The 14,759-nt window shown below is 25.3% G+C and carries 12 protein-coding genes and 1 tRNA gene; 11 read left to right on the top strand and 2 right to left on the bottom strand.

The window, feature by feature from the left end; translation table 4 throughout:
• Window positions 1-41 precede the first annotated feature (41 nt).
• Complete coding sequence (gene truA, locus UPA3_RS02870) at window positions 42-767, top strand: tRNA pseudouridine(38-40) synthase TruA (protein ID WP_006689087.1); 726 nt, start codon at window positions 42-44, stop codon at window positions 765-767.
• On the opposite strand, the gene UPA3_RS02865 is transcribed toward truA, so the two are convergent.
• Complete coding sequence (locus tag UPA3_RS02865) at window positions 764-1,660, bottom strand: DegV family protein (RefSeq protein ID WP_006688585.1); 897 nt, start codon at window positions 1,658-1,660, stop codon at window positions 764-766. The two genes, truA and UPA3_RS02865, sit on opposite strands and share 4 nt — an antisense overlap.
• 152 nt (window positions 1,661-1,812) lie before the next feature.
• On the opposite strand from UPA3_RS02865, the gene thrS reads away from it, so the two are divergent.
• The 6 genes from thrS (at window position 1,813) to UPA3_RS02835 (ending at window position 7,160) form a co-directional block, all read left to right on the top strand.
• On the top strand, window positions 1,813-3,555 hold the full coding sequence (thrS, locus tag UPA3_RS02860; RefSeq protein ID WP_006688784.1) for a threonine--tRNA ligase: 1,743 nt from the start codon (window positions 1,813-1,815) through the stop codon (window positions 3,553-3,555).
• 60 nt (window positions 3,556-3,615) lie between these two features.
• The gene (gene rpmG / locus UPA3_RS02855; protein ID WP_006688661.1) at window positions 3,616-3,777 is read left to right on the top strand and encodes a 50S ribosomal protein L33; all 162 of its coding nucleotides are present in this window, start codon (window positions 3,616-3,618) and stop codon (window positions 3,775-3,777) included.
• A gap of 10 nt (window positions 3,778-3,787) precedes the next feature.
• The gene (locus UPA3_RS02850; protein WP_006688572.1) at window positions 3,788-4,861 is read left to right on the top strand and encodes an aminopeptidase P family protein; all 1,074 of its coding nucleotides are present in this window, start codon (window positions 3,788-3,790) and stop codon (window positions 4,859-4,861) included.
• 10 nt (window positions 4,862-4,871) lie between these two features.
• A tRNA-Trp gene (locus tag UPA3_RS02845) sits at window positions 4,872-4,947 on the top strand.
• Window positions 4,948-5,071: 124 nt separating this feature from the next.
• Window positions 5,072-5,467, top strand: coding sequence for a cytidine deaminase (gene cdd / locus UPA3_RS02840; protein ID WP_006688691.1), 396 nt, complete (start codon window positions 5,072-5,074; stop codon window positions 5,465-5,467).
• Between the two features lie 34 nt (window positions 5,468-5,501).
• Complete coding sequence (locus UPA3_RS02835; RefSeq protein ID WP_010891810.1) at window positions 5,502-7,160, top strand: phospho-sugar mutase; 1,659 nt, start codon at window positions 5,502-5,504, stop codon at window positions 7,158-7,160.
• 129 nt (window positions 7,161-7,289) lie between these two features.
• Here the strand turns inward: UPA3_RS02835 and UPA3_RS02830 are convergent, their stop codons facing one another.
• Window positions 7,290-8,045: a tyrosine-type recombinase/integrase gene (locus UPA3_RS02830; RefSeq protein ID WP_006688485.1), complete on the bottom strand. Its 756-nt coding sequence runs from the start codon at window positions 8,043-8,045 to the stop codon at window positions 7,290-7,292.
• Window positions 8,046-8,259: 214 nt separating this feature from the next.
• On the opposite strand from UPA3_RS02830, the gene dcm reads away from it, so the two are divergent.
• The 4 genes from dcm (at window position 8,260) to rpsL (ending at window position 14,759) form a co-directional block, all read left to right on the top strand.
• On the top strand, window positions 8,260-9,507 hold the full coding sequence (gene dcm / locus UPA3_RS02825) for a DNA cytosine methyltransferase (protein WP_311590532.1): 1,248 nt from the start codon (window positions 8,260-8,262) through the stop codon (window positions 9,505-9,507).
• 3 nt (window positions 9,508-9,510) lie between these two features.
• Window positions 9,511-12,426 (top strand): DUF262 domain-containing protein, encoded by a 2,916-nt coding sequence (locus UPA3_RS02820; RefSeq protein WP_010891809.1) that lies wholly within the window; start codon window positions 9,511-9,513, stop codon window positions 12,424-12,426.
• A gap of 210 nt (window positions 12,427-12,636) precedes the next feature.
• The gene (locus tag UPA3_RS02815; protein WP_006688770.1) at window positions 12,637-14,148 is read left to right on the top strand and encodes an HAD family acid phosphatase; all 1,512 of its coding nucleotides are present in this window, start codon (window positions 12,637-12,639) and stop codon (window positions 14,146-14,148) included.
• 185 nt (window positions 14,149-14,333) lie between these two features.
• Window positions 14,334-14,759, top strand: a complete 426-nt coding sequence (rpsL, locus tag UPA3_RS02810; RefSeq protein ID WP_004026220.1) for a 30S ribosomal protein S12 — start codon at window positions 14,334-14,336, stop codon at window positions 14,757-14,759.

The raw sequence follows: 14,759 nt of genomic DNA, 5'->3' as shown, positions 1-14,759 counted from the left end.
AACAGGTTATTTTTTATTTATTGGAATAGGAATTAATAATTATGAATTATAAAATTAGTCTTCGTTATGATGGTAGTTTATTTTATGGATGAGCTAGACAACCACAAAAAAGAACGGTTCAAGGGGATTTAGAAGAAATTTTTAAATCAATTTTTAAAATTAATAATATCAGGATTATTGGTTCAGGACGTACTGATAAAGGTGTACACGCTTACGAGCAAACCTTTAGTGTTAAACATAGTGCGTTAAAATATGATTCGCACATTATTTATCAAGCACTTTGCTCACGAACTAGTTCTGATATTCAAATTTTAGAAGTGCAAAAGGTTGATGATTCATTTCATGCTCAATATAATGCTACTTCTAAAACATATCAATATGTCATTAATGATTATGAATTTGATTTGTTTAGAAATAATTATGAACTTTTTGTTAATCAAAAAATTAATGATCAAAAAATATTAGAAGCATTAGAATTGTTTGTTGGCGAACATGATTTTAAATCGTTTTCAACTAGTGAATTAACAATGACAATACGTCGCATTAATTGAGTTAAAATCAAAAGAGATACACACTTAATAATTTATATTAATGCAAATGGTTTTTTAAAAAACATGGTTCGTATGATCGTTGCTTCTTGTTTAGATTATGCTTTTAATAAAATAAGTTTAGCAAAAATTCATGAATTATTAATATACCCCAAAAAGGGTGCTAGTATTAAATTAGCACCCGCTTGTGGATTATATTTGTATAAAGTCTATTATTAATGTTTTTTTTCAACATGTTTTTTTGGAATATTAGCTATCACTTGAATACCTAATGCTCCTTTTCAAACATATACTAAAAAGATTGGAGGACCAGATCTAATTACAATCTTTTCCTTATCAACATGAAAATGGTTAATTACATCATTTTTTAGTTCATCAATTCTTTCACTTGATAATCCCGCTTGTAGAATACATACTTTTTCAATTGTATGATTATTTAGTTGATTATCAAAAACATGGTTAATATTTTCAAGAATTTTATGGGGTGCAGAACGAATATTTAATGCCATTCCCGCACGGTGATTTTTTCATTCAGCTTTAATTATGGGTGTTACTTTACTTAATTTTAACATAGTACCAATGATTTTAGGGATTCGACCAGAACGAACAAGGCCAGTAATATTTTCACATGCTAAAAAACTACTTGTATAATCATGGTGTTTGTTAATCATTTTTAAAATATCACCAAAACTAATATTATTGCTTAACATTGCTTTAATTTTGTAAACTAGATGTTCTAAGGAATAGCCAAAGTCTTCTGTGTCTACAACAAATAATTTGTCTTGATATTCTTTCTCTAAATTTTTTGCATTATTGAATTGACTACTAAATCCACTAGAGATGCCAATAAAAATAATTTTTTCATATTCTTGTAGTTTTTGTTCAATAGCTTCAATTAAAACACCATATGGTGTACAACTTGTTTGAAAGGTGTATCCATTATCAATGTCTTCATAAATTCGCTCTGGCTTTGATTCTATACCATCATCTACAATTAAAGTATGATCACTTCGTAAAATAGAAAGCGGCAGAATCATAACATCATTATTTTTAGCTCATTCACGATCTAAAGTCGTTGATGAATCTGTCATGATTAAAAATGATTTTTTCATAACCTTGTCCTTACTTAATTATTTTAATATAGGTTTAAAACAAATTATATTTTAGCAAAATATGGATTTTATAGAATTATTATATTAATATAACGTTATATAATATACTTAGTAAATAAAAATAATATCAAAAATATTTTATCGAGGTATTTATGTATAAGTTTGATCAAAAACTAAATCACAGTGCTGCACATCTTTTAGCAATGGCACTAACAAAATTTTATCCTAACTTAAGCCTTGCGATTGGGCCAACGATTGATGAGGGGTTTTATTATGATTTTAATCTAAATGATCCAAATACCTCAATTACCCCTTTAGATTTATTAAAAATTGAAAAAGAAATGAAGAAAATTACTACTCAAGCTTTAACGTTTGATTATGAACAAGTTACTTATGAAAAAGCAAAGGAATTGTTTAAACACAATAAATATAAATTAGATATTATTGAACAAAATAAAAATAATTCACTTTCAATTTATCACTCAGGTAAATGGTTTGACTTATGTAAAGGCCCGCATGTACAAAACACAAAAGAGATCAAGGCAATTAAATTATTAAATATTGCAGGTTCATATTGACGAGGTGATGCAAATAATGATCAATTAATTCGTATTTATGGGGTTGCTTTTAGTGATCAAGATCAATTAGACGCTTATTTAAAAGATTTACAAGAACGAAAAGAACGTGATCATCGTAAAATTGGTAAAGATTTAAACTTATTTACTTTTAATAATCTAGCAGGCCAAGGATTACCAATTTGATTACCTAATGGAACCATTATTAAAAATCAGGTACAAAAGTTTATTAATGAAGTTGAATTTCAATTTAATTTTGATACTGTTATTACGCCTATATTAGGTAGTATAGATTTATATAAAACGAGTGGACACTGAGATCATTATAAAGATAATATTTTTTCACCAGTACAAATTGATAATGAAATCTTAGTACTTCGTCCAATGACATGTCCTCATCATACATTAGTTTACTCTAATGAACTTCGTTCATATCGAAGTTTACCAATTCGTTTAAGTGAACATTCAATTTTACATCGTTATGAATCATCAGGTGGATTAACAGGCTTTGAGCGGGTTCGTGAGATGATTTTAGAAGATTGTCATGTTTTTTGTCGCTTTGATCAAATTGAACATGAAGTTATTAATGCTTTTAAAATGATTCAAGAAGCTCAAGAAGGATTGGGTATTAAAACATTTGAAATTCATTTATCTTTAAATGATCCTAATGATAAAGAAAAATATTATGATGATCCTCAAATGTGAGAACAATCACAAAATGTGTTACGTAAAATGTTAAAAGATCACAATATTCCTTATAAGGAGATGGTAGGAGAAGCGGCATTTTATGGTCCAAAAATCGATTTTCAGGTTAAAACTGTTTTAAATCGAATTATTACAGTTTCAACTATCCAATTAGATTTTTTATTACCAAACCGTTTTAATTTAACTTATATTAATGAAAGTAATGAACAAAGCGTACCGGTAATGATTCATATTGGTATTATTGGAACTTATGAACGTTTATTAGCAATTTTATTAGAACAAACTAAAGGTATTTTACCGCTTTGATTATCACCTATTCAAGTAGTTATCATTCCTGTTAATGAAAATTTACATACTGATTATGTAAAGGAGCTAAATATTAAGTTAAGAAAGCATTTAATTCGTAGTAATGTAGATTTACGTAATGAGCGTTTATCAAAAAAAATTCGTGAAGCTCAAATTCAAAAAATCCCTTATCAAATTGTTATTGGTGATGAAGAAATTAAAAACAACAAAATGGTTACTTACCGTTGCTATGGTAGTGAAAAAACGACAACAGTTTCTATTACAGATTTTATAAATATGTTAGAAAACAAGATTAGATTAAAAAAATAAGTTAAATAGCTTTATTTTTAATATAATTAATAGATTATTGTTCGAAGAGGTGACTACATAATGGCGATTAAACGAGGCGTTAGATTACAATGTAATGAGAGTAAAAGTATTAATTACATTACTACAAAAAATGCAAAAAATAATCCAGACAGACTTTCTTTAAATAAATTTTGTCCTAAATGTCGAAAAGTAACAACTCACGTTGAAATTAAGAAAAAATAGGTATTAAATTATGAGTGATTTCAAATTACAACAAGTTTTAAAAACAATTAAAGAACATGAAGCACAAGGCGCTGACGGTATGATTTTATTTTCTAATTATAACCGTTATTGATTTTTAGAATTTGCTTCAAGTGATGGTTTTGTGTTTATTAATAAAGATGGTAAAGCAATTTATCTAGTGGATGCTCGTTATTATACAGCAGCGTCTGAAACTGTAAAAAACGCAAAGGTAATTTTATTAGCTCGCACACCACAAAAATCAACTTTTGATCTACTAAAAGACGCAATGGTTGAATTAAATATTACTAATGCATTAGTTGAAGCTGATTATGTAACATTAGATGTTCATGAAATGTTAAAAAAATTAGTAAAAAATACTACTCCTTTTACATCAGCTACATTACGTGCTATTAAAACTGAAAAAGAACTTGAATATTTACAAAAAGCTGCTGATATTGCAGCTTTAACATGTAATTGAATTCGAGAACAAGATATTATTGGTCGAACAGAACTTGAAATTGCAACATTAGTTTCAAAACATATGTTAGAATTAGGTGGAGAATTAAATTCATTTGATCCAATTATTGCTTCAGGTCCAAATGGCGGATCACCACATCATCATCCAGGAAATCGTGTAATTGAAGATGGAGATATGGTAACTGTTGACATTGGTTGTACTTATAAAGGTTATTGTTCTGATATTACAAGATCTTTTATTGTTGGAAATAAAGCAAATCCACAAATGCAAGAAATTTATGATAAAGTTCTTGAATCTCAAACAGCAGGGATTAATCTATTGAGTACAAAAGTAACAGGTCAAGAAGTTGATAAAGTATGTCGCGACATTGTTGATAATTCTAAATTTAAGGGCTATTTCACACATGGAACAGGTCATGGTGTAGGTTTACAAGTACATGAATTACCAAATACTAATGCTGGTAATCCTAATAAATTGCCATTAAATGCAGTTGTTACTGTTGAACCAGGAATTTATATCCCAAATGTTGGTGGTGTAAGAATTGAAGATACAATTGTAGTAAAAGACGGACAAGCCCTGGTTTTAACAAGGTTAGCATATAAATAAACTACAAAAAAAGGGTATAGTTCAATTGGTAGAACAGCAGACTCCAAATCTGCGTGTTGCGGGTTCGAGTCCTGTTACCCTTGCCATTTAAAATAAAAACCATCAATAATGATGGTTTTTTTACTCTTATCATTTATTAAAAGGTTATAACTTTTTTCAAAATGTTATAATATAGTGTTAGATATTTGTAACATTTGGAGTTATTGAAGTATGAAATATAATGATATTTATATGGGATTATTAGAGTTATTAAAAAAAAGTTATAGTCCTTATTCAAATTATCCAGTTGCTGCTTATGTTGATACTGATTTAGGATTTATCTCTGGTGTGAATGTTGAAAATGGATCATTTGGATTAACTTCTTGTGCTGAAAGAAATGCAATCTTTAATGCAATTGCAAATGGTGCAAAAACATTTAAAACAGTTTATATAATTACAAAAAATAATGGTGATATTGCGAGTCCTTGTGGTGCATGTCGTCAAGTGATTTTTGAATTTTTTAAAAAGGATGCAAAAATCGTCGTTTTTAACAATGATGGTACTTATAAAGAATATAATGTTGAACAATTATTACCATTTGGATGAGATCCAAATATATCTCTATAGTTATTCATTATAAAATAAGAAAGGAGATAAAATTATGGAAAATACAAATAAAATTTTTAATTGTTGATTAAATTCACCAAAAATTCCTCAAGTAATTAAAGAAGAATATAAGAATAAAACTCAAAAAGAAATTGATCATATTTTTGATGAAAATTATCGATTTAAATTCGGTACATCAGGTGTACGTTGTATTTATGAAGAAGGAACTCGTTATTTAAATGCAATAACTTATACTCAATTGACATTAGGTTTTATTGAATATTTAGAAACGAAAAAGAATTTTAATAAAATTATTGTTATTGGCCGAGACAACCGCTTTGGCTCACGTGAAAATTTGAAACTAGTTGCTGAAATTTTTAGTAGTTTTGATTATACTGTTTATATTAATGAAGATTATGGGATGTTATCAACTCCAATTACTTCATTTTTAATTAATCAATTACAAGCAGGAGCTGGAATTATGATCACCGCTTCTCATAATCCTAAAAATTATAATGGTTTTAAAGTTTATAATGCTAATGGTGCTCAGCCATTAGTTGATGATACTAATCTCATTGAATCTTTAATGCCATCATATACAGAAGCATTGGATTTTAACTTTGAATTTAAACAAGATAATATTAGATTTTTAACAAAAGAACAAATTCAAAGTTATTTTGATGCAGTTAAAGCACAACTAATTAATACTGATCCTAATATTAAAAAACCCTTCAAAATTGTTTTTAGTGGTCATCATGGAACAACAACAAAGGACATGATTCCTTTTTTAGAATCACTTGGTTATGATATGGTTAGCGTTAGCGAACAAAATTTTGAAGATCCTAATTTTAATGATGACCCAAGTTCTAATCCAGAAGAACAATGTTCATTTGATTTAAGTGTTGAATATGCAGACAATACAAACGCAGAAATAATGATTGCATCTGATCCTGATGGAGATCGAATGGCCATTGCTGTACGTCATGAAAATTATTGAAAATTTTTGACTGGTAATCAAACAGGTGTTTTAATTGCGCATTATTTATTAGAACATAAAAAATTTACTAAACCTACATATATTATTTCAACATTTATTTCAACACGCTATCCAGAATTATTTGCTAAAAATTTTGATTGTGATGTTTTATATGTAGATGTAGGTTTTAAAAATCATGGTAATTTAATTGCCAATCGTAAAAAAACACATAATTTGGTTGTTGGTTTTGAAGAAGCAATTGGTTCATTACCATCTGATATTAATAATGATAAAGATTCATATCAAACTGCGTCTATTTTGTTAGAAATGATTAATTATTATTATGAACAAAAACTTGATTTATTTACCGTTTTAAAAAAAGAGATTTTTGCTAAGTATGGGAATTGATATAGTAAAACTACTCAGTTTGTTATTGATGGTGATAACTGAAAACAAAAAGCACTTATTATTTTAAATAACTTAAGAAATTTTGAATTTAAAACAGTAACCCAATACACCATTCATAACATTATTTTTCATGAACAAGGATCTTATCTTGAATGAAAATTAGACGAATACTCAACAATCAAATTTAGATTATCTGGAACAGAACCTAAATTTAAAGTATATATTGATTTATATGATTTTAGCAAAGATCAAAAACGAGATTTTTATCAAGAACTAAAAATTAAAGCTGAAGATATTTTAGATTTTTTAAAAAATTATTTAGGTCTTTAAGACATTAATTAACAAAAACTAAAAAAAGTTTATTTTTAATTTAGTTTTTTGTTGGTATTTAGAATTGAATTATATTATCTACTTTAGTGCAAAACTGAAGTAGATTTTTTATTTTATATATTTATAAAATTAATTAACTTTTTTATTATCAAAAAGATGATCTAATTCTACTAATTTACTTTCCTTATTTAAATATAAACTTGTTGAATTAATATTGTTATGACCCATAACTAATGATAAATCATAAATATTAATACCATTATTAATGCAATGGTTAGCAAAACTACGACGTAAAATATGAGGCGTTAGCCTAATATTAGTTTTAATTCTAGTAACTTTTTGATACAAATTTTTATAACTAAAATTAAATAAATATTTTGTTTTAATTTGACCAATATATTTTTTAATATTATTTTGTAAATCGTTTGATAAATAAACAAAGCGTTCTTTTTTGCCTTTGCCATGAATTTTTAACTTATTTTCATAAATATCTTTAATTTCTAGTTTTAATAATTCACAAGATCGAATGCCTGTTTCAAATAAAATTCTTAAAATTAAATATTTCTGAAAACCTAAAAAGGTAGCTTGATTAATATTATTAATAATTTTTAAAAAATTATCTCAAGTCAAAAATTCTTTTACTTTAATTTCTTTTTTAGGCATAACAATCAATATAGCATCTTTATGATTAATAAATTTTAAATATGCTTTAAAAGCACTTAAAACAACGCGCTTAGTAACATTAGCGTTATGTTCATATTTTTTAATAGCTTTTAAATAATCTAAATTATTATCAATTAGTACTTTAACATATTTTTGATAAATAGCAATTGTACCATCACTATATCCTTTTACATTTTTTAAATAATTTATAAATTTTTTCATATGTAAAAATTATAAATATATAAAAAACAATAGGATTTTTAAAATTATATTAATTTAAATTACAAAAAAATAGAGAAAACCTTAGTTTTATCTGCTTTATTTTTGCTCATAAATGTCCACATTTTGTTCTAAATAATTTATTCGTACGAAATTAATACAAAAACATCAATTATTATTTAATTTTAGCATTTTTAAATAATTTCAATGTTAAAACATAGATAAAACTAAGGTTTTAAGAGTATTTGAAACTTTTTCTGGAATTGGAGCACAACATCGTGCTTTAGAAATTGTAAAAAAACAATTTGGCTTTGACTACAAAATTGTTGCTACAAGCGAATGAGATATTTATGCAAATATTTCTTATAACACAATTCATTATCCACATAAAAAAATTAATTTAAATATTGATATTAATAGAATTGATAATTATTTAGAAAAATTTAATCACTCATCAAATGGTAAAGACCCAATTCGTAAAAAAATTAGTTCTTTTAGCGAAAATATTAAACGTGAATTATATGATGCATATCTTAATTCTAATAATTTAGGAAGTATTTTAAGTGTGACTGGTGAGCAGTTAATAAAAAGTGTTGGGAACAAAGGGATAGATTTACTTACTTATTCATTCCCTTGTCAAGACTTATCAACAGCTGGAAGCTTTAGTAAAAAAGCTTTTGGAATGAAAAAAGGATCCGGTACACGTTCTGGATTACTATGAGAAATTGAACGCATTTTATTCGATTTGCAAAAATTAAATCAATTACCACAATTTCTTTTATTAGAAAACGTTAATAACATGTTATCTAAACAACATAAGCTAGATTATGATATGTGAACCAAATCTTTAAAACAATTAGGTTATAGTACATGTACTTTTCAATTAAACGCTCTTGATTATGGGTCAGCACAACGTCGTAAACGAGTATATGCAATTTCGATTCTAAACTATGATGGATTAATTGATAGTAATGGAAATATTTTAGATTTAGAAGCACCTATTTTTGATGGAAAACAAAAACAATTAAAGGATGTTTTAAAAACTAATTATAAAATTGAAAAATATTATCAAGAAGCATATTTAGCTCAACCAAATCGCACATTTTCAAGAATAAAATATGTCATTCCAAAATATGATTTATTAAATCCTAATTGTTATTGTACTTCAACAATTACAACACGTCAAGATCGTTTTCCTAATGGTGGTTATATCAATTTAAAAAATACGATTTTAGGTGATGATTATCGTGAAAAAGATCACAATAATTTACCTAAAAAAGCAAACTTTCGTTTATTAACAAATCGTGAAGCCTATCTATTAATGGGCTTTAATGAAAAAGATTTTGAAGCGATTCAAGCTAAGGGAATATCAAAAGCTAAAATGTATCAACAAGCTGGAAATTCAATTGTTGTTGATGTAATGGTTTATTTAATGAAATTAATTCAAGAAAGATTTAATAAATAATTTATGGCTAAATTAAAGTTTTGAAAAATAAGTACAAGTATTAATACATTTATTAAATATTTGATCTGCAATGAAAATAATGTTAAAAAGATTTTTTCGAATGAGAAATTACACCTTGATACTAATGATCAAGAATGAAAAATTTTAATTAATGATAAAAATCAAAAAAAAGTTGAATTTAGTTTTAAACGTTCATCTTATGAATTAATACGTGTTCTTTATTATTTACAAATTATTGTAGATAGTGATAAAAATAAAACAATTAATACATACAAAAATGACACTCTTAAAGATTATATATTTACTTTTAATGTATCAGATAACACCGAAAAAAGCATCAATAAACACATCACAAATGTTTTTGTTAATAAATTTTTAAGAAATTTAGATTTAAATGATTTTTTTCAAAATGAAACAATAGATCAAAAAAATAAAGATTTTGTTTTAACTATTTTCTTATCATTACTACATTATAAAAAACACAATGATTATTTAACTAAAAAAGAATTATTTGAATACTACTATGAACCTAAGCAAAATGATAGCAATTTTAAGCATTTTAAACAATATAAAGAATTTGTTGAAAATTATTTTAAAGATCAAATAATTTCTAATGAATTAATTACCAAATTTGAAAACTATTGAGCAAAAACTAATGATGAAAATAAAGCAAATCCAAACAATCAAACTAATATAAATAAAACTAAAAATAAACCAGATTTTTTAAGAACAGCGAAAACTCAACAAGAAAAAGATAATAAAAAATTTAATTTTGAAGAATATAGTGATTCGTGTGAATTAGTTACTAATTGAAAATTACCATTAATTTCAAATGACAATTCTATTGAAGTGACTAAATTAGATGGTACAAAGAAGTTGGCTTCAGATAATGGTGATGCTTATATTTTTAATTTAGTATGATTGATTAAATTTTTAAACAAGAATGAAACAATTAAAATGAGTATTCCAGTTTTTCAACGTAATTATGTTTGAACAATTGATAATATTGAAAAATTGCTAGAAGATATTAATGATATTAGTAACAAACAAAATAATGAAAACCATTTTTTAGGTAGTATCATTAGTGTCTTAGTTAAAGAAGAATCTATTGATAATATTCAAATTATTGATGGTCAACAACGATTAACAACCTTATTTTTAATTACAAAAGCATTTATTATTTTCTTGTATAACAACAGAGAAGAAATAACAAAATTTACAAACGAACAAATAAAGCAACTAAGTCATTTAAAAGATATCTTTTTTAACAGAGAGTTTATAATTGATCGCTTTAGTCGTATTGGTGGCAATCCTGACTATGAAGCTTTAAAACAAATATTATCTAATGATGAATTAGATAATAAAAACAATCATATTTTTATGAATCTAAAAGATATTGTTGAATGATTTGAAGAAAAACCAAAAGAATTTAAAGAATGAGCGAATTTTGCTAACGCCTTATTTAATAATTTAATCCTCAATTTAGTTATTTTAAAAAATGTTGATGAATTTAAAACTTTTGAATCATTAAATACTAATGCTAAAAAACTTAACGCTATTGAATTGTTAAAAAATAAGTTTTGTTGATATGAAAATTTTAAAGAATCAATTTTTAAAAATAAAGAAGAATTCCAACAGAAATATAATGATTTAATAACGAAAAAATTTTTATTAAAAAAAGATGAAAATATTATTGAAGTAAAACGTTTTAACGAATTTGTTGATTCATTAAGTGCTTTAAATCTTTGTAAAGATGAGGATTTAAAAAGATTTGAAAAAAACGATAAAGATGATGAATATTATAATAAAAGTTGATTTTTTATTATTGAAATTATTAATAAAAAATTTACTTTAAAAAATAATTGAAAAGCGTGTTTGAAATATTTTAGTAAATATATAGATATTTACAATGACTTAACAATCAAAGATAAATTCACAAACAATAATTGTAATTTTTATTTAATTAGTGATTATTTACTAATCTTAACGAACAAAAAGAAAAAGAATTATATTCCTTTATTAGTTTATTTATTAGAGAAAATATTTACTGAGGATGTATTGTATGATTTTGATAACAATGGTAATTTTGATAAAAGCAAATTAAGAATTAATATTGAAGAATATGTTAGCGTGATTGCTAATTTTTCATTGAGAAATGTTTTATTAAATACTCGTGGTCAAAGTATTTTAAATAGTGTTATTAAATTAATTAAGTTAATTGATAATGATATTAACAAAAACAATATAAATTCCATTAAAAATATTAATTTATCAAAAAAATTTTTAGATGTTTTTAATAGCAATAATCAAATGGAAATAAAAAATATTAAAAATTTTTATAACAAAATGCTTGATGAAAAGGTTAGTGATATTCATTTGGCTTATTTAATTAGATTTGAAACTTATTTAACTTTTTTTCTTGATGATACGCAAATAAATAAAAATAAGGATACAAAAGTATTTTTTTATCCACCAAGTAATGCTGATAATGAAAAAGCAGATTTAACAATTGAACACATGTATTCACAATCATTAAAAGATGAAAGATTTAATATTGTTAAAAATAATATTGGTAATTTAATACCACTTACTAAAGAATACAACTCAGCTCTTAATAATAAAGAATTTAAAGATAAAAAACAACGTTATAAAAATGCACCTATCATTCAAAATCTTTGATTATACAAAGGATTAAATGAGGAACAAATAACAAAACTTTACAATGAATTCACAAAAATAAATGAAAAGTTAAAATCTAATAAAATTGATGTTAATGAAGATGTATTTAAAGAAGCACTTATGAGTTTAAAATTAAGTGATAAAGAAGAACTTCAACCAGAACAAATTAAAAAACGAACTCAAGCTATTGCGTTGGTATTATCAATTGCTTTATTTAATGAAGATTGAGATGTAGAATAGAAATTATAAAGTAAAAATTGTAGTTTACTTGTATATACAATTCATAATTATACAATAAGATTCATGATTTAATTTAATTAATTTTTTAAAAAAATAAATAAATTTTTATTATTAATATTTTTAATTTTTCATTACTTTATAATTGGTTTTTCATACTATAATTTTGGTATTAAAAATTTAAAAAAGATGTTTTTTGTTTAAGGAGTTTTTATGAAATTATTGAAAAATAAGAAATTTTGAGCTATATCATTAGGTTCAATAATAGTTAGTACAAGTATTATTGCTACAGCTACTGCTTGTACTAACTCTAATATCGAATCAACTGTAAGTTCATCTTTTGTTAGAACTCAAAATGGTGTTTATGCAATTTATGAGATTACAAATTGAACTAAATTAGATGATAACCAAAAAAAATCATTACAAAATCTTAATTTTAAAACTAGTGTTATTGATAAAGATAATAATGCTGAATTTACATCATCTACAGGGATTTTAAGGGATGGTAGAGTTTATGTAAAATTAGCACGTGAACCAAAAAAAGATGATCGTGTAATTATTAAACCAGATGATGCTAATTTAAAAAAAGGTGCTGTTTATGTAACAACACTAAATATAAGCAATATTGAATTAAATGATGGACCAAAGGTTCAAATAAGTCATAGTAATGAAAAAAATGAAATAAAATCATATAATAGTGCAGAATCAATTATTTACAACCAACGTTGATTAGCTAATATTTGAAACACATTAAGTGCTGAAAAAGATGGGATGCTATTAACAGAGTATAATAGTGCAAAACACCAATTTGATGCAATGATTAAACAAAGTGATTTTGATACAAGTAAAGTAAAAGTAGAAAAAGATTCAAATGGTAATATTACAAAGGTAACAGTTTCTAATCCTGAAAGTAATAAGGCAATTCCTGTAGTATTTATGGATATTGATGAAACAATTTTAAATAATTACGCTAATCAAAACTATCAATTATTAAATAATAAAGCTTATAATCCAAAGGATTGAGATGCATTTGTGAATGACAAGGTTTCAAAACGATTAGCTGGAGCTTTTGAATTCATTAAATATGTTTGAGAACATGGTGGAGTCGTAATGTTCAACTCAAACCGTGAACAAGAAAACCAAGTCGATCCAACTATTGAAAACTTGGTTAGTGAAGGCTTAGAACGTAGTTTATTACCTAAATGAATTTTTTGAATGCAAGGAGTAGATTTTAGTAGCGATAAACCATGAGCAAATATTAAAAAAGATGCACAAGGAAAACGTGTAAAATCTACTAAAGAAGACCGTATGAATGCTATGAATAAGCGTACACAAGGTTATGATTTAAGTGAATTCGGTAGTGGTAATGCTGTAGTTTTAAAAACTGTAATGCGTATTGGTGATAATTTTGATGACTTTAATGATAATGCTTCAAAAGGTAAACTTAATAGTGAACGTGTAGCATTATTAAAAGAATATGGTAAATTATTTGGTAATTTTGATATAAATAATAAAGGTGTTAAATACGAAAAAAATCAAAACGGTCAAATGGTGAAATCTGATGAAACTTGATCAGAATCTTATGTATTAATAGGTGGTAATTCATCTTATGGTGGTTTTGAAGCAGGAATCGCTAAAGGCTATTATGGATTAGGCAAAGAAGGTCAAGCTAAAGCACTAAAAGATTACATAAAACAACTATATTGAGAACCAAAAAGCAAATAAATAATTTTTAATTTCATATTTAAATCCTAAAAAAAGAGTAAAAAATTTGTTTTTGCTCTTTTTTATTTACTTTTATAATTTTTTCGTTTATAATTTGTAACGTGTTTTATCAATCGTAATTTTACTTTTTTGATACGCACGGAGTCGTTGTCTATAATTAACATAAAAAATGAAAGGAAATTTACATGCCTACAATTGCGCAATTGATTCGTAATAAACGAGCACCTAAAGTAAAAAAAACTAAATCACCTGCTCTTTTATTTACATACAACTCATTACATAAAAAAACAACAAAAAACCCATCACCTCTAAAATCTGGTGTTTGTACTAGAGTTGGTACAATGACACCTAAAAAACCTAACTCAGCTTTACGTAAATATGCTAAAGTTCGTTTAAGTAATGGTTTTGAAGTTTTAGCTTACATTCCAGGTGAAGGACATAACTTACAAGAACACAGTGTCGTAGTTATTCGTGGGGGAAGAGTTAAAGACTTACCAGGGGTTCGTTATCATATTGTTCGTGGTGCTGGCGACGCATCAGGTGTTGAAAAACGTCGTCAACAACGTTCACTATACGGTGCTAAACGTCCTAAAAAAGAAGCATCTAAATAA

This window comes from Ureaplasma parvum serovar 3 str. ATCC 27815, assembly GCF_000019345.1.
GTDB lineage: Bacteria > Bacillota_I > Bacilli_A > Mycoplasmatales > Mycoplasmoidaceae > Ureaplasma > Ureaplasma parvum.
The sequence above is the reverse complement of the archived record's forward strand: the minus strand, read 5'-3'. Positions and strand labels throughout refer to the sequence as shown.